Raw genomic sequence first — 16,074 nt, 5'->3', positions numbered from 1 at the left:
AACGTCCAGTACCGGTCAGCGGCCGATTCGGCTGTCACGCCCCGCTACCAGCGGCCGTCCTGATCAGGTGCTGAAGGTGACGCCTTGCCCGGGGCGGAGTTGGGCGCAGGCGGGGATGGAGGCTTGCGCGACGTAGGCGATCACGGGGTACCCGCCGGTGACGGGGTGGTCGGCGAGGAAGACGACCGGGAGGCCGGAGGGCGGGATCTGGATCGCGCCGAGGGCCATGCCTTCGCTGGAGAGCTCGCCATCGCGGGAGCGCTCGAGCGGGGTGCCGTCGAGGCGGACGCCGACCCGGTTGCTGTTGCTGCTGACCGCGTACCGCTGGCTGAGGAAGGACGTCCAGCCGGCGTCGGTGAACCAGTCGCGGCGCGGGCCCGGAGTGACGCGGACTGACACCGGGCCGGCCTCCGGATCCGCGACCGGGGCGAGGTCGACGCCCGGCATCGGTCCGAACGCGCGACCGACGGATAACGACGTACCGGCTTGTAGTGGGGCTGGTCCGAGGCCGGAGAGCAGGTCGGTCGAGCGAGAGCCGAGGATTGGCGGTACGTCGATTCCGCCGCGGACTGCGACGTACGTGCGCAGGCCGGAGCGGGGTGGGCCGAAGCGCAGCACGGTGCCGGCCCGAACGAAGGACGGTGCATTCAGCGGTACGCCGGAACAGGGGGCGCCGGTCACGGCGATCGTGAGGTCGGTGTCGGCGTGCAGGACGAGCCCGCCGAAGGTGATCTCGAGCGCGGCCGCTCCGGGGTGGTTACCAACCAACCGGTTGGATAGCGCGTACGACGTGGCGTCGCAGGCACCCGAGGCCGGGACTCCGAGGGCACCCTGGCCGACCCGGCCGGCATCCTGAATCGTTGCCAAGGGCCCCGTTTCCAGGACCGTGATCATGTGGGGCCCGCAGCCACGAAGCGGACCCGGCGGCCGGGGTGGAACAGTGCGGCCGGATCCCGTTGCTGGTCGAAGATCTTCAGGTCGGTGCGGCCGATCAGCTGCCAGCCACCCGGCGACTCCCGCGGATAGACCCCGCTGAACTCACCGGCCAATCCGACCGCGCCGACCGGGACCTTGGTGCGCGGTGACGAACGGCGTGGAATGTTCCAGTCCGCCGTACCGGTCAGGTAGCCGAAACCGGGAGCGAAACCGCAGAAAGCCACGGTCCACTCCTCACCGGTATGGCGTTCGACCGCCTCGGCCGGGGTGCACCCGAGCAGCTCGGCGACGTCGGCAAGGTCTTCGCCGTCATAGACGACCGGGACCTCGAGCAGGTCGCCTGCGCTCCGGGCCGTGGTCAGCGGCTGCACGTTCAGCAGCAGGCGGTTCAAGGCGTCCAGGCTGCCTGTTGTCGTGACGAGCACGGTCCGGGCCGCGGGGACGATGTCGACGGCGTTGGGCGGCCGGTCGGCGAGCAGTGCGGCGTAGTAGCCGAGCACCTGGTCGAGGTCGTCGAGCTCAACCAGCAACGCGCAGTCACCCGCGGGCAGGACGCGCATCAGCGACCGAACGGGCTCAGCGTCACGCCGGCATCCTCCAGCGCGGCGCGAACCTGGCGAGCGATCCCGACGGCGCCCGGAGTGTCACCGTGCACGCAGATCGAGGCCGCGTCGACAGTCAGCTCACCACCCGCGCTGTCGGTGATTGGCCGGCCGGTCGCCATCGCCGTACAGCGGGCGGCGATCTCGTCGGCATCGTGCAGCACCGAGCCGGCCTCGCGGCGGGACACCAGCGTGCCCTCGGGGGTGTAGGCGCGATCGGCGAAGGCCTCGTGGACAACGGTCAGACCGGCCTCGGCGGCGAGGCGGAGCCAGGCCGAGCCGTGGAGACCGAGCACCGGGAGGGTGCGGTCGTAGTCGGCGACCGCGCCGACGACGGCAGCGGCCTGCGCCTCGTGGTGGCCGATCGTGTTGTAGAGCGCGCCGTGCGGCTTCACGTAGCGGACGCGATCCCCGGCGATCCGGGCGAACGCGTCCAGTGCGCCGAGCTGGTAGACGATCTCGTCGCGCAGCGCGTCCGGCTCGATGTCGACGAACCGGCGGCCGAATCCGGCCTTGTCGGCGTACCCCACGTGGGCGCCGATGGCGACCCCGCGCTCGACCGCTTCGCCGGTCACCCGGCGCATGATCGAGGGGTCCCCGGCGTGGAAGCCGCAGGCCACGTTGGCGCTCGTCACCACGTCGAGCAGTGCGCTGTCGTCGCCCATCGGCCAGGAGCCGAAGCCCTCGCCCAGATCCGCGTTGAGGTCCATCAACGTCCTCCTCAGCTTGTACTTCGAGGGTAGATATTGTTCAACAATCCTGCAAGAGGATGGTTCTACTTTCCCTGGTGACCTGTAGTAAGCGATGATGCCGCCATGACTACGGGTGAGGCCGACGGGAGCCGGCAGGCGTGGCTGCGGACGGTCGCCGCGGATGTCGCGCGGCTGGACCGCAGTAGCTCCGCCGAGCGCGCCGCCGACATTCTCCGCCGCAGCATCACGGAGGGGGCGCTGCCACCCGGTGCCCAGTTGTCCGAGGTCGAGCTCACCGAAGTGCTCGAGGTCAGCCGGAACACGCTGCGCGAGGCGTTCCGGCTGCTGACCCATGAGGGTCTGCTGATCTACAAGCTGCACCGCGGCGTCTTCGTTCCGGAGCTCGACGAGGCCGACGTGGTCGACCTCTACCGGTTGCGCCGGGTGCTCGAGGTGGACGTCGTCCGCGGGCTCGCCGACCGCGACCCCGAGCTGCCCGCGGCCCGGCTCGAACCGCTGGCCGATGACGTCGAGGCCGCCGAGGCCGCGGCCCTCGCGGATCGCTGGCCTGCCGTCGGTACGGCGAACATGCGGTTCCATCAACACCTGATCGGCCTGGCCGACAGCGCCCGGATGGACGCGATGACCGGCCGGCTGCTCGCGGAGCTGCGACTCCTCTTCCATGTGATCGCCACGCCGCGCGAGCTGCACGAGCCTTATATTGCCCGCAACCGCGCGCTTTTCGAGCTGCTCGAAGCCCGCCGGTACGACGACGCCGCGGCCAACCTGCACCAGTACCTGCTCGAGTCCGAGATCGCCATCCTCGAAGCCTTCCGGTCTCGCTGACGATTAAGGGGTTGCGCGCCCCCATCGCGACCTGAGTTGATGAAGTTTGACCAGCCGGGAGCAGCAAGGGGAGCGCAGCGCATGACCGACGAGCGGACCGACCAGACGCCCAAGTCCTACCGCCCTATCGACGCCAAGGGATTCCGTGAGTCGATCGCGCGAGGCTGGGGTGCGGTGGACCGTACGGTCACCGTGCCGGCCGGGCTCGCCGAAGCGGCCGCCGAGCATCGGCGCAAGCTGGTCGCGGCGCTGCCGGGCCGCCGGATCGCGCTGGGAGCCGGTCACGCGCCGGTGCGTTCCAACGACACCAACTTCGACTTCCGCGCCGACAGTGACTTCGTCTGGCTGACCGGTTGCCAGGCCGAGGGCGCCGTACTGGTGCTGTCGGCCGACGGCGACGCCACCTTGTACCTGCGCGAGGCGGCTGGGCCGGAGGAGGCCGATTTCTTCGCGAACGCGCGCGACGGCGAGCTGTGGATCGGTCCGGTCCCTGGCCTGAAGGACTGGTCGGACGCGCTGCAGATCGCCTGCCGCCCGATCGAGGAGCTGCCGTCCGCGGTGCGCGGCGCGGTGCCTTACATGCTGTCGGTGCCCGGGGTCGACCCGATGCTCGACGCGCTGGTGCAGACCGCGCCGCACGACGGGAACGCGCTGCGGCAGTCCATTGCCGAGCTGCGCCGGATCAAGGACGACTGGGAGCTGGATCAGCTGCGCGATGCGGTCGCGGCCAGCGTGCTCGCGTTCGAGGACGTGGCTCGCGAGCTGCCCGAGGCGATCCGTAGTGGCGGTGAGCGTTGGCTGCAAGGCACTTTCGACCGCCGTGCGCGGACGGCCGGCAACGGCGTCGGCTATGCGTCGATCGTTGCTGCTGGCAAGCATGCGCCGGTGCTGCACTGGGTCCGCAACGACGGTGCGGTCAACGAAGGCGACGTGATCCTCCTCGACGCCGGTGTCGAGACCCGCACGCTCTACACCGCTGACGTGACGCGGACCTTCCCCGCCACGGGTGAGTACACCGCTGCCCAGCGGCAGGTTCACGACCTCGTGCACAAGGCACAGCTCGCCGCACTCGATGCAGTCAAGGCAGGAGCGCCGTACCGAGCCTTCCAGCATGCGGCGATGGTCGTGCTGGCCGAAGGGCTGCGGGACTGGGGTCTGCTCGACATCTCGCTCGACGAGCTGCTCGGGCCGGACGGTCAGCAGCACCGCCGCTTCATCGTCTGCGGGACCGGCCACTACATCGGCCTCGACGTGCACGACTGCGACGCGGCCCGGCCGGAGACCTACTTCGCCGGTGAGATCGAGGCCGGGATGGCGCTCGCGGTCGAGCCGGGCCTGTACTTCCACCCGAACGACGAGACCGTGCCGCCGGAGCTGCGCGGGATCGGCATCCGGATCGAGGACAACGTCGTCGTGCACTCCGACCGGCTGGAGATCCTCACCGAGGCCCTCCCGATCGACACCGCCGGCCTCGAGCAGTGGACCCGCAAGCACCTCAACAGGCAGTAATCGACCGGTCACCGAAAATTATCGGTCACCAGCAGTAACACATTCCGGTGGCAACCCGATGTAGTCGTCGGGGAGGGTCGAACTCGGCCCGGCGCGTGACAGTGGGGGGCCGCGGTCACGCGCCGGCCGAATTCCGACACCGGATCAGAGGAGATCCACGGGGGAATGGCTATGAATCTGCGAGTGAGAGTCGTCCACTACGGCCAGGCACACTGGTACGCCGACATCGACGACGCCGACGATCCAGTCGTCGACGACCCCTTCTGGTACGTCGACCACTGCCGCACCCACGCCCAAGCCCTGGAAGCGGCCTGCGCCCAGCTGTCCACCCTGACCACCCGGGTAGACCGCGGCGACCGCCTCCACCGAGTCCTCGAAGTCACCGGCGTAGCGGTCTAACCCCTAACGTCCGAAAAACCCGCGGTCCACGTACTGCTGTTGAGTCTCGTCAGATAGTTCACGGGTGTGTCGCGGGACATTGGTGACACTTTGATCGGTCCGCAGGCTTGAGTTCTGGTTCATGGCCGGGGGTCGCGGCTGCGGCCGATTTGCTGCACGGGAAGGTTGAGGGGATCTCCGCTCAAGTTGCTGGTTCTCCCCTCGTTTTTTGACCAGAGAAGGGTCAACTTGAACGGATAGCCCACCAAAATTTACTGAGGCCCAGGCAACGGGCACAGACCCATCGGCGCGCCTTTGTGTGGATCTACTGCCACCCAGCGGCAGCAGAACTCCGCTGATCGACAACTCCCGCAGATCCGGGGCCGGCGCCGCACTCCGCAACAGGCTCACAACCACAGCCCAACGCCGCCAGACCGGCTCGACCGCAGCCGTAACTGCCACCTATGTTCGGAGACAGCAACTAGTACCGATGTCCCGAGACATGACAGCGATCCACGTACTGCATTCCTTCGGACGTTAGCGATCAGGTGGTCGGATGCTCCCCAAACCGCTTTGGGGACCGAAACCGGCCGATTCCGGTGGGTGTTCCGGTGCACTACGCTCCCCAAACCAGCCGGCCAGTCGCGGTCCGCACGCCTCGGTCGAGCAGAAATTGCCCTGGTTGGGCGAGGAGAACCTCATTTCAGTGGTTGCCCCCACGGATGGGGGGTTGCCTACTGAAAAGACGAGTGGGCAACCCCCTATCTGAGCGGGCAACCCCAAGGCCGATTGGTCGGCCCAGCGGGGCGGTGGCGCGGCGGGCGGCCGAGCCGGACGGACCTCGCCGCTCAGCCGGTCGGGGGGACGGCGGGGCAGGTTGTGCCGGGCTTCGGGAGTTTGCGGTTGACGAGGTAGGTGTCGATGGTGGCGGTCATGCAGGGGCTCTTGGTGTAGCTGCCGTGGCCCCAGCCTTCGTAGGTGAGGAGGCGGCCGTTGCGGCCTAGCTGGCGTTGGACGTTCTGGGCCATTGAGTACGCCGTGGCTGGGTCGTGCAGCGCGTTGGCCAGCAGGACTGGGGTTTTGAGGTGGTGCACGTCCAGGCGGTGCTGGGGGTTGTTGGCTGCCGGACCGCCCAGGCAGAGCGAGATGGCCATGAACTGGCCTGGGTACGGCATGCCCGGGTTGTTGCGGGCGAGCCTGGCCAGCAGGGCGGCGTACTCGGGGTAGGTCCTGACCTGCAGGTTCCAGTCCTGGCAGAACGGGACGAGGGTGTTGGAGACGAGCTCGCCGGTCGGTGGTGGCGGGGTCGGGATGACGCCCTTCTGCAGCACGGTTGCCAAGGCGTTCCACTGGGGCGCGTAGAGCAGGCGGAAGACGGCGAAGGAGGCGTTGAACTTGTTGTCCGACCGAGCCAGTACGTCGGCCCAGCGCGCCCGAACGTCTTGTCCGTGCAGGGCGCACGTCGTCGTACGGTCGCACCAGGCGACGAACTCGTCGAACGAGTCCTGGACCGACGCGGCCTGTGGATCGAGGAACTGGCGTGGTGTCGCGAGGCTGTGGTCGAGGACGCTCTCCAGGACCATCGCGCGGACGCGGTGCGGGTAGGTCTCCGCGTACTGGGCGCCGAGCGGGGTGCCGTACGAGCTGCCGTGGAAGGTGATCTGCTGCTCGCCGAGTGCGCGGCGGATCGCGTCGACGTCGCGCACGGTCTGCCAGGTGTCGACGTGGTCGTAGAGCGGACCGGTGTGCGCGCGGCAGTCGTCGGCGAGCCGGCGGTTGTAGTCGATCAGCGCGTCGAACCCCGCCTGGTCGCGGACGAGCGGTGACGGCATCGCGGCGTACAGGCTGGTGGTGCACTTGACCGGGTTGCTGCGCGCGATCCCGCGCGGGTCGAAGCTGACGATGTCGAACCGGTCCTGCAGTTCGGGGCTGAAGCGGTCCATGCCGGTCTTGATCCGGTCGACGCCGGAGTCGCCGGGACCGCCGGGGCCGAAGATCAGGACGCCGATCCGATGCTTGCCGGTCCGGCGGGCGATCTCGAGGGCGAAGGTCGGCCCGTTCGGATTCCGCCAGTCGACGGGGAGTTGCAGGGTCGCGCACTCCGAACCCTTGATGTCCTCCGGCTTCTCCTTGCCTTCGAGCTTGCAATCGGTCCAGTGGACAGCGGCCGACGCCGGGAGGACGGCGAGGCTTGAGGCGGTGACTGTGAGGACCAATCCCCACACGAGCGATCTGAATCTCATCTGCTCGATCCTTCGGTAACCGCTTGCTCCCGCACATCGGGGACAGCCCCCAAGACCACCCCGGGCCGGCCTTGAGGGACTTGTTAGGGTCGGGCTCGATGACACACTCACGGTGGTTCCGCGCAGTGGCGATCGCCGAGGCGATCTCGTGGACCGGTCTGCTGATCGGCATGCTGTTCAAGTACGTGCTGTCCGACAACGAGGCCGGGGTGAAGATCTTCGGCCCGATCCACGGCGGCATCTTCGTCCTGTACGTCGTCACCGTGCTGATCGTCCGGGGGCCGCTGCGCTGGTCGTGGCCGGTCACACTCGCGGCACTGGCCGCGAGTGTTCCGCCGCTGTTCACCTGGTTCTTCGAGATCTGGGCTCGAGGTCGGGAGCGGCAGTTTCACGCCTACTCCGCGGCACCCGGCACGGCACCTCACCGCACTTGAGCGAAGGACAAGATGCTCCGCATCGTGCCCTCCTCTCAAGCACGCCGAGCTACCGCACCGGGCACCTGCTCGCTACGGCGTGAAACTGCCGCTCCCGACCTAGCGCACCGGCCGGATTGACGCCGGGCCGAAGGCCGCCGTACCGTCGCGTCCGGAAGCTAATTCAACAGCCGCATGAACCCGTGCGGGAGAGACCCGGCCTAGGGCATCTCTCCCAACCCCACACCTACTGCGCTGCACTCGGCACGGCACCTCGCCGCACGGGTGCAAAGGGCAAGATGCGCCGCATCTAGCCCTTCGCCCCCGCGCGCCGATGCACCGCACCGAGCACATGCTCGCTACGGCGTGGGATTGGGAGAGATGCCTGTGAGCCGGGCGCCGTAGGAGCAACTCTCCCCAAGAATCTCTCAGGCACCTTCACCGTGCGGGCGAGGCATCTCTGGAGGGCATCAGCCCGACAGAGCGGGGAGGACACCACTCGGTCAACGACGACCGGAAGGGACCTCCGTCATGGCGATCAGTGTCTTCGACCTGTTCAGTATCGGGATCGGCCCGTCGAGCTCACACACCGTGGGCCCGATGCGAGCGGCCCGTACGTTCGTTCTCGGCCTCCAGGACGCGGGTCTGCTGACCGCGACCGCCCGGGTCGAATCGCAGTTGTTCGGGTCGCTCGGTGCGACCGGGCACGGCCACGGCAGTAACAAGGCGGTGCTGCTCGGGCTCGAGGGTGAGGACCCCGAGACCGTCGCCACGCACTCCGTCGACGCCCGCGTCGAGACGATCCGCGAGCGCGGCCGGCTGCGGCTGGCCGGCGTCCACGAGATCGCGTACGACGACAACTCCGACCTGATCATGCATCGGCGGAAGGCCCTGCCGTACCACCCGAACGGGATGTCGTTCCTGGCCCGCGGGGCGGATGGTGAGATCCTGCGGGAGCGCACGTACTACTCGGTCGGCGGCGGTTTCGTGGTCGACGAGAACGCGGCGGCCGGGGACCGGATCGTCCCGGACAGCACGGTGCTGAAGTACCCGTTCCTGAGTGGTGCCGAGTTGCTCGATCGGTGCCGTGAGTCGGGGCTGTCGATCGGCGAGGTGATGCTCGCCAACGAGCAGGCCTGGCGGTCCGAGGAAGAGATCCACAGCGGCCTGCTGAAGATCTGGAAGGTCATGCAGGACTGCGTCAAGGAGGGCTGCGAGACCACGGGCGTGCTGCCCGGCGGTCTGAAGGTGCCGCGGCGGGCACACGCGCTGCACGGCAAGCTCACCGGCGATCCGTGGTCGGTGGATCCGCTGAAGGTGATGGACTGGGTCAACCTGTTCGCGCTCGCGGTCAACGAGCAGAACGCGTCGGGCGGGCGGATCGTCACCGCTCCGACGAATGGTGCCGCGGGCATCATTCCCGCCGTACTGCACTACTACCGGCGGTTCATCCCGGGCGCCACTGACGACGGCTGCGTGCGGTTCCTGCTGGTCGCGGCGGCGATCGGCGTTCTGTACAAGGAGAACGCGTCGATCTCCGGGGCCGAGGTCGGTTGTCAGGGCGAGGTCGGTTCGGCCTGCTCGATGGCCGCGGCCGGGTTGTGCGAGTTGCTCGGCGGTACGCCGGAACAGGTGGAGAACGCGGCCGAGATCGCGATGGAGCACAACCTCGGACTCACCTGCGACCCGGTCGGCGGGCTCGTCCAGATCCCGTGTATCGAGCGGAACGCGATGGCCGCGGTGAAGGCGATCAACGCGGCCCGGATGGCGATGCACGGCGACGGCGTGCACGTGGTGACGCTCGACAAGGTCATCAAAACCATGCGTGAAACCGGTGCGGACATGAAGATCAAGTACAAGGAGACTTCCCGTGGCGGCCTGGCCGTCAACGTGATCGAATGCTGACGTGCAAGCACCGCTCACCAACAGCGTCCTGATGACCCGCCGGCTGGCCGAGGGATGAGCCTGCTGCGTTACTGGTGGGTGCTGCCGGGTGGGCTCGCCGTACTGGGTTATCTGCTGTCCTTCGCCGGGCTGACCCGGTCGCAGCGCGCCGAATGGGTGACCGCCCGGGTCGTCGATCTCGAGTCGCCGGACCACGGTGCCAGCAAGGACGGCGGCATCCCGGTCACCGTGTCGTTCCGCGACCCGCGCTCGGGCCAGGAGTTCACGCTGCCGAACACCGACGGCAAGCACGGCTTCCCGGTCCGCGCCGCCTGGATCGGCCGTGAACTGGTGGTGTACTACCCGAAGGGCCATCCGGAGAAGTTCCGGATCGCGCTGTATCCCGAGGCCGAGGGGGACGGCCGTGACTTCCCCAACGTCATGGTGGCGCTCCTGCTGCTCGGCCTGGTCATCCACGCGATTGTTGCCTGGGGCTACGAATGGGCCTTCCTCGGCTTCGGTGCCCTGCTGTTCCTGGCCGGTCTCCTCGGCCGCGACCTCCGCAGCGCCCGGCTCCGCGGACGGCAGTTGGCCGACGCGATCGCCGTACCGGCTCACGTCGTCGCCGTCACCACCGACGTCTACAAGGACGGCGAAGGCAGCGAGATCATCAACCACGCCCCGGTCATCGCCTTCACCACCACCGACGGCCGCGCGGTCCTCGTCCAGCCCCTCGACAACTTCCCCAAGCCAGGCACCTCGCTGGGCCGCGAGTTCACCCTGCACTACGCCCCCAGTGACCCCACCGTCTACACCCACAACCTCGACTTCGACCGCAAAGACCGCCTCAACACCGCCCGCTACACCACCGTCCCCCGAGCCCTGGGCCTACTAGCCCTCCTCGCCGGCGCCACCCTCCTCTACCTCCACCGCTGAGGAATCCACCCACTAGGTTTGGTCGGGTGCCGATGAAGCGAACGAGCGTGTACGCCGATGCCGCGGATCTGGCGGTCCTTGCCGAGGCAGCGCGGCGGCGGGGTGTGGCGGCGGCGGAGCTCCTCCGCGAGGGTATCCGCCTGGCCGCGATGAACAGCCGGGTCTGGGACGCGCCGCTCGACTGGCCGACCTTCGACAGTGCGCCCAGTGATCCGCGGTAGCCAAGGACATGTAGTCCTGGGCTCGGGGGACGTCCGTCACGCTGCGGGAGCTGATGAACGGGGTGCCTGAGGGAGCTATCTCATGTCGTTGGCGACGCTAGGGGTTGGTGGTTTGGAGGATGGTTCGGGCTACTTGGTCGGGGGCGTCGTTCATGGGGACGTGGCCGGCGTTGAGGAGGGGGATCATCCGGGCCTGGGGGATCTGGAGGTGGGCGCGGGCGGCTTGGACCGGGAGGAGGACTCGGTCGTGGGTGCCCCAGGCGATGGTGACGGGGAGGTTGGGGACGTCGCCGTCGAAGGTGGCGCCGGCGCGGGCGTGGGCGGCTACGCGGTCGAAGCCGGGGGCGTCGCGGAGGGCGCGGGATTCGGCGACGACGGCGTCGGGGGAGCGCAGGGCCGGGCGGTGGTAGATGGTGCCGGTCAGGACGCGGCGGCCGGCGGGGGTGCGGGCGAGGCGCTGGACGGTCTGGTCCGGGGTACGGCGGGCGACGCGGCGGAGGTTGGTGAGCAGGCCGATCGCCCAGCGGTTCTCGCGGGGTGACCAGAAGCCGGCCGGGGCGAGTGCGGTGACCGAGCGGACCAGGCCGAGCTGGCCGAGGCGGAGCGAGACCATACCGCCGAGCGAGTTGCCGGAGACGTGCGGCTGGTCGAGGTCGAGCGCCTTGCAGAGGGCGTCGACGGTGTAGGCGAGCGTGTCGAGCTCGTCCGGGATTCCGAGCGGAAGGTCCGGCGATTCGCCGAATCCGGGGAAGTCGAGCGCGATCACGTCGTGCCGCTCGGCCAGCTGGTCGAGGACCGGGTCGAACGCCTGCCAGTGGTGACCGATGCCGTGCAGCAGCACCAGCGGATCGCCCGAACCCTTGCGGTAGTAGGCCACCTCGACACCCGGAACGCCGGCCACGGTCAAGCTCGCGGTTGCACTCATAACCTCATCGTGAACCTACTACCGCGTCCTGTCATCGTGACATGGTTGATGTCACATAGCCTTAATAAGCTTCTACCTCGCTGGTGGACGCATTGCCGCTGACCGTGGGGTTCAGGTTGATCTTCCAGGACTTGTCCGGCCCGAACGCCTGGTCGAACTTCAGGTACGAGCACCCGGTCCCGAACTGCCGCCGCGCCGAGCTCCAGTCCGCGCCGCTCTTGTAGTACAGGTGGTAGGCCCCGCCGATCCGCGTGATCGCCGCCGCCTTGCCGGCCCGGATGTACGTCATCACGTGCGGTTCCCGCGGCGGCTTCCCGTCGGTGACGACCGAGATCGCGACATCCTTCGCCGTACCGTTGGTGATCTCCAGCCGCCCCGTCCCGGCCTTCCCGGTCCGCACCACGGTCGCGCCGTTCACCGGCCGCTCCGGTTTCGGCGCCGCACCCGGGTTCGGCAGCGTCCCCCCGAACACCAGCTTGAGCTTCGTCAACGCCGCCAACGCGGGCGCGAGATCCACCCGCAACTGCCGCTGCACCTTCTGCGACGTGTACGCCCCACCACCACACCGCGCGTCGAGCTCGGCCTGCTCCGAATCCGACAGCTTGTACGCCGCCACTCCGATCCGGTCCTGCAGCAGTTGATGTACGGCGCTCAATCGCCCCTCGACCGTCAATCCGGCCAGCCGCCCCGAGGCGGTGTTCAGCGACTTCGACACGTCATCCATCGCCTGCGCCAACCCCTCGGCCGTCTGCGCACGCGTCAACGCCCGAAGACTCACAGCCAGCGACTGCTCCGCCTTGGTCAACTCGGCCTGGTACGCCGCTTGCCCCAGCGGACCCTTCGGCGCCGACGACGCGACAGCCGCCGTACCGCCACTCACTGGTGGGGTATCTGTGCCGTTGACCAACGGCGCTCCGCACCCCGCCAACACGCAGAGCAGCGCCCCAACTACCGCAACCTGCTTCATCCACCCCGCCCCAGTATCCCCAACCCCGCGCCCTGCTCCAGGCTACGTGGCGGGCCAACTGGAGACACCCAGCGCAGCGTTAAGAATCCCGCGGAGCCGGGCGGACAAAGGGAAAGGCGAGCGTGGCGCGGATGTTCTGGCCGGTCAGCATCATCATCACCCGATCGACGCCGATCCCGAGCCCACCGGTCGGCGGCATCGCGTACTCGAGCGCACTCAGGAAGTCCTCGTCCAGCGACATCGCCTCCGGATCACCGGCCGCCGCCTTCAGCGACTGCTCGGTGAGCCGCCGCCGCTGCTCGACCGGATCGACGAGCTCCGAGTACGCCGTACCGATCTCGGCTCCGAAGGCGACCAGGTCCCAGCGCTCGGCGAGCCGGGGCTCGGTCCGGTGCGTCCGGGTCAGCGGTGACGTCTCCAACGGGAAGTCGGTGTAGAACGTCGGCAGCGTGGTGTTCGGCTCGACGAGCTCGTCGTACAGCTCGAGAACCAGCTCACCCGCGCTCAGCTCGAACGTCGTGTGCACCCCGTGCTTGAGACACAGCTCCCGCAGCGCCTCGACCGAAGTATCCGGAGAGACCGGTACGCCGGTCGCCCGTGCCACCGCATCGTGTACCGAGATCACCGGCCAGTCGCCGGAGATGTCGATCTCGCCGTCCGGCCGTTGCACCATCGGCTTGCCGAACACCGCGGTCGCCGCCTCGATCAGCAGCTCCCGGGTCAGTTCGCGCATCACGTGATAGTCCGCATACGGCTGGTAGGCCTCGACGGACGTGAACTCCGGGTTGTGCGTCGCGTCCGCGCCCTCGTTGCGGAAGTTCCGGTTCAGCTCGAAGATCTTGCCGAGCCCGCCGACGCTGAGCCGCTTCAGGAACAGCTCCGGCGCGATCCGCAGGAACAGGTCGGTGTCGTAGGCGTTGATGTGGGTCTGGAACGGCCGCGCGTTCGCGCCACCGTGCACGGCCTGCAGCATCGGCGTCTCGACCTCGATGAACCCGCGGGTCTCGAACCCGTTCCGCATCGCCCGTACGGCGGCGCTGCGCTGTCGCATCATCCGGAGCGAGTCCGGATTCATCACCAGGTCGATGTGCCGCTGCCGCACCCGGGCCTCGGGGTCGGTGAACCCCTTCCGCTTGTCGGGCAACGGATGCAGGCACTTGGCCGCCATCATCCACTCGGTCGCCTCGATGGACAGCTCGCCGTGCTTGCTCGTCACGACCTCGCCGGTGACGCTGACGTGGTCGCCGATGTCGACGAGCCGCCGCCAGTGGTCGAGCGCAGCCGGGCTGCACTCCTCGGCGGACAGCAGCACCTGCAGCTGGACGAGCCCGTCCTGCAGCTGGGCGAACGACAGGCCGCCGTGGTTCCGCATCCGCAGCACCCGGCCGGTCACGGAGACCATGTGGCCGGTGTGGTGATCGGGCGGCAGGTTCTGGTGCAGCTCGCGAATCCGCTCGATCGTCTCGGTCCGCAACACCGACACCGGGTACGGATCGATGCCAGCGGCAACAAGCCCGACCAGCTTGGTACGGCGGATCTGCTCCTGCTCGGTGAGTTTGCGCTCCGGCAGGGCAGGCCGCAGCAGGGTCTGCTCCTGCTCGTGAACCGACGCGGCGAACGTGTCGCCGTCACCGGCCTGGATCGCGTGCCGGTCACCGTGGCTCTCGCTGTCGACCCGGGTCCACGGCCGCGGCGCGGGCAGGAAGCCCTCGGCCGTGCCGGCCGCCAGCAGGACCTGGGCCAGCGAGGCGCCGCGGGAGTAGCAGATCAGTCGCGGCGACCAGCGCGGCAGATACTTCTCATTCGACTGGTAGAGACTCTCCAGCTGCCAGAATCGCGAGGCCGCGGTGAGCAGCGCGTTCGTCAGCCGCAGGACCGGACCCGCGCCGACCCGCTCGGCGTCGCTGAAGATTTCCCGGAACATCGCGAAGTTCAGCGAGATCCGGTGCAGACCGAGGTCACCGCACGCCTCCACCAGGGAGGTGACCATGAACTCCATCAGACCATTGACCGACTCGGGATCGCGGCGCATCAGGTCGAGCGAGACACCGCGCAGACCCCACGGCACGAAGGACAGCAGGCCGCGGACCTCGCCGTCGGCGTCGCGCGCGATCACCATCACGCAGCGTGCGTCCGCCGGGTCGCCCAGCCGGCCGAGCGCCATCGAGAAACCACGCTCGGTCTGGGCACCCCGCCACTTCTCCGCAAGCTCGACGTACTCAGCGAGTGCGTCGGGGGAGAGGTCTCCGTGCCGAACGACCTCGGCGCGATAGCCGGCCCGCTGGGCCCGCGTCACCGCCTGCCGGACCGGACGCATCGTGCGGCCTTCGAGACTGAAGTCGGCGACGTCGATGATCGCCTCGTCGCCCATCGCCAGCGCGCGCAGCCCGGCGTCGACATACGCCTGGGCGGCCTCCTCGCTGGCAGACAGGACCGCCGGGGACCAGCCGTAGAGGCGAGCCTCCTCGGTCCAGGCATCGATCGCTCCGGGCCAGGCGGCCGGATCACCGAGCGGATCACCACTGGCCAGACTGACCCCGTTGACCACCCGATACGCGATCGCAGAGTCACCGGCTGTGGAGAAGATGACCGCCTTGTCCCGGCGGGTCGCGAAGTACCCGAGCGAGTCCCGCTCACCGTTCTCGAGCAGCAGACGCCGTACGCCGAGCTCCTCGGGCTGGGTCAGATAGCGGACCCGGCGGGCCGAGCGGAGGAAGATCGCGAACGCGATCACCAGCGACATGGCCGAGATCGCGCTCACCACCAGCCCGACCCAGGCATGCCCGCCGTGCCCGTCGAGCTTGCTGTGCTGCTGGCCGAACGCGGCCACGACGGCCCAGCCGATCTTCTGCTTCTGGCCGGTCAGGCTGTTCGGGAAGACCTGGGTCAGCGAGATGCTGACCGCGATCGAGATCAGCATGCCGGTGATCAGCGCACCGACGGCGAGCCGGCGGCTACCTGGTGCCAGCCGGGCCGGGAACGCGCCGCGGATCTTCCACAGCAACACCATCAGAGCGGCCACCACGACGAGCTGCACGATGTTGAACTCGAGCCGCTGGACCGTCATCCGGTCTTCGAGCAGGGCGGTCTCGGGGTTGTTCAGCTGCACGCTGCCGAAGGTGACCAGCGCGATCAGCCCGAGCAGCAACAGCCCCTCGAAGATCCACAGCACCCAGAGCAGCGCAGCCCGTTTTCCGCGCAGCAGCGCGCTGCCGACCACGGCCAGGTAGACCGCCGGGAAGAACGTGTGCCCCGCGGGGATCCCGAAGAAGTCGAAGCCCTGATCGACCCGGCGCACATACGCCGGAGCGAAAAGATGCAACACAATCGCAAGGAACGACCACACCGCGGCGAGCATCACAACACGCCCGACCCACACCGCAGCGCGGTGCTGCCACGCCGGAATCACCTTCGTCTGTTCAGACCGCACCTTGCGATCATCCCACTCCCCAGGCCTAACTTTCGGTCGTGCTAGCTCCACCTTCCGGGTAGACCTGGCGCGACAGTCACAGACTGGGGGCG

14 protein-coding genes and 1 riboswitch are annotated in these 16,074 nt (G+C 68.5%); of the genes, 7 read left to right on the top strand and 7 right to left on the bottom strand.

Annotation, left to right across the window (positions count from 1 at the left end; all coding sequences use genetic code 11):
- Positions 1 to 63: 63 nt before the first annotated feature.
- The 3 genes from OG474_RS13200 to OG474_RS13190 are packed head-to-tail and all read right to left on the bottom strand — an operon-like array spanning position 64 to position 2,248.
- The gene (locus OG474_RS13200) at positions 64 to 867 is read right to left on the bottom strand and encodes a biotin-dependent carboxyltransferase family protein (RefSeq protein WP_405062557.1); all 804 of its coding nucleotides are present in this window, start codon (positions 865 to 867) and stop codon (positions 64 to 66) included.
- A 23-nt stretch (positions 868 to 890) separates the two neighbouring features.
- Entirely contained in the window at positions 891 to 1,496 is a 606-nt protein-coding gene (locus tag OG474_RS13195; protein ID WP_405062556.1) for an allophanate hydrolase subunit 1, read from the bottom strand.
- Positions 1,496 to 2,248: a LamB/YcsF family protein gene (locus tag OG474_RS13190; protein WP_405062555.1), complete on the bottom strand. Its 753-nt coding sequence runs from the start codon at positions 2,246 to 2,248 to the stop codon at positions 1,496 to 1,498. Before OG474_RS13190 ends, OG474_RS13195 begins: the two co-directional genes overlap by 1 nt.
- Before the next feature lie 105 nt (positions 2,249 to 2,353).
- Here OG474_RS13190 and OG474_RS13185 point away from each other — a divergent pair, with 105 nt between their 5' ends.
- The 3 genes from OG474_RS13185 (at position 2,354) to OG474_RS13175 (ending at position 4,984) form a co-directional block, all read left to right on the top strand.
- The gene (locus OG474_RS13185; protein ID WP_405062554.1) at positions 2,354 to 3,076 is read left to right on the top strand and encodes a GntR family transcriptional regulator; all 723 of its coding nucleotides are present in this window, start codon (positions 2,354 to 2,356) and stop codon (positions 3,074 to 3,076) included.
- Between the two features lie 81 nt (positions 3,077 to 3,157).
- Positions 3,158 to 4,585, top strand: coding sequence for an aminopeptidase P family protein (locus OG474_RS13180; protein WP_405062553.1), 1,428 nt, complete (start codon positions 3,158 to 3,160; stop codon positions 4,583 to 4,585).
- 171 nt (positions 4,586 to 4,756) lie between these two features.
- Positions 4,757 to 4,984, top strand: a complete 228-nt coding sequence (locus tag OG474_RS13175) for a hypothetical protein (RefSeq protein WP_405062552.1) — start codon at positions 4,757 to 4,759, stop codon at positions 4,982 to 4,984.
- Between the two features lie 827 nt (positions 4,985 to 5,811).
- Here OG474_RS13175 and OG474_RS13170 read toward each other — a convergent pair.
- Positions 5,812 to 7,206, bottom strand: a complete 1,395-nt coding sequence (locus tag OG474_RS13170; protein ID WP_405062551.1) for an alpha/beta fold hydrolase — start codon at positions 7,204 to 7,206, stop codon at positions 5,812 to 5,814.
- A 98-nt stretch (positions 7,207 to 7,304) separates the two neighbouring features.
- Between OG474_RS13170 and OG474_RS13165 the strand changes: the two genes are divergently transcribed.
- The 4 genes from OG474_RS13165 to OG474_RS13150 all read left to right on the top strand — a co-directional run bounded on the left by OG474_RS13165 (position 7,305) and on the right by OG474_RS13150 (position 10,660).
- On the top strand, positions 7,305 to 7,640 hold the full coding sequence (locus OG474_RS13165; RefSeq protein ID WP_405062550.1) for a DUF3817 domain-containing protein: 336 nt from the start codon (positions 7,305 to 7,307) through the stop codon (positions 7,638 to 7,640).
- A 342-nt stretch (positions 7,641 to 7,982) separates the two neighbouring features.
- A riboswitch (glycine riboswitch) is annotated at positions 7,983 to 8,073 on the top strand.
- Between the two features lie 77 nt (positions 8,074 to 8,150).
- Complete coding sequence (locus OG474_RS13160; RefSeq protein WP_405062549.1) at positions 8,151 to 9,524, top strand: L-serine ammonia-lyase; 1,374 nt, start codon at positions 8,151 to 8,153, stop codon at positions 9,522 to 9,524.
- Between the two features lie 54 nt (positions 9,525 to 9,578).
- A complete protein-coding gene (locus OG474_RS13155; protein WP_405062548.1) occupies positions 9,579 to 10,439 on the top strand; it encodes a DUF3592 domain-containing protein in 861 nt (286 codons plus the stop codon).
- A gap of 32 nt (positions 10,440 to 10,471) precedes the next feature.
- Positions 10,472 to 10,660, top strand: a complete 189-nt coding sequence (locus tag OG474_RS13150) for a CopG family transcriptional regulator (RefSeq protein WP_405064572.1) — start codon at positions 10,472 to 10,474, stop codon at positions 10,658 to 10,660.
- Between the two features lie 97 nt (positions 10,661 to 10,757).
- On the opposite strand, the gene OG474_RS13145 is transcribed toward OG474_RS13150, so the two are convergent.
- The 3 genes from OG474_RS13145 to lysX all read right to left on the bottom strand — a co-directional run bounded on the left by OG474_RS13145 (position 10,758) and on the right by lysX (position 15,982).
- Entirely contained in the window at positions 10,758 to 11,585 is an 828-nt protein-coding gene (locus tag OG474_RS13145) for an alpha/beta fold hydrolase (RefSeq protein WP_405062547.1), read from the bottom strand.
- 61 nt (positions 11,586 to 11,646) lie between these two features.
- On the bottom strand, positions 11,647 to 12,552 hold the full coding sequence (locus OG474_RS13140) for a hypothetical protein (protein ID WP_405062546.1): 906 nt from the start codon (positions 12,550 to 12,552) through the stop codon (positions 11,647 to 11,649).
- Positions 12,553 to 12,631: 79 nt separating this feature from the next.
- Complete coding sequence (gene lysX / locus OG474_RS13135) at positions 12,632 to 15,982, bottom strand: bifunctional lysylphosphatidylglycerol synthetase/lysine--tRNA ligase LysX (protein WP_405062545.1); 3,351 nt, start codon at positions 15,980 to 15,982, stop codon at positions 12,632 to 12,634.
- Positions 15,983 to 16,074 lie beyond the last annotated feature (92 nt).

It is taken from the genome of Kribbella sp. NBC_01505 (assembly GCF_045040285.1).
GTDB lineage: Bacteria > Actinomycetota > Actinomycetes > Propionibacteriales > Kribbellaceae > Kribbella.
Note: the sequence above shows the minus strand (reverse complement) of the source record. Positions and strands in the feature narration are given on the sequence as shown.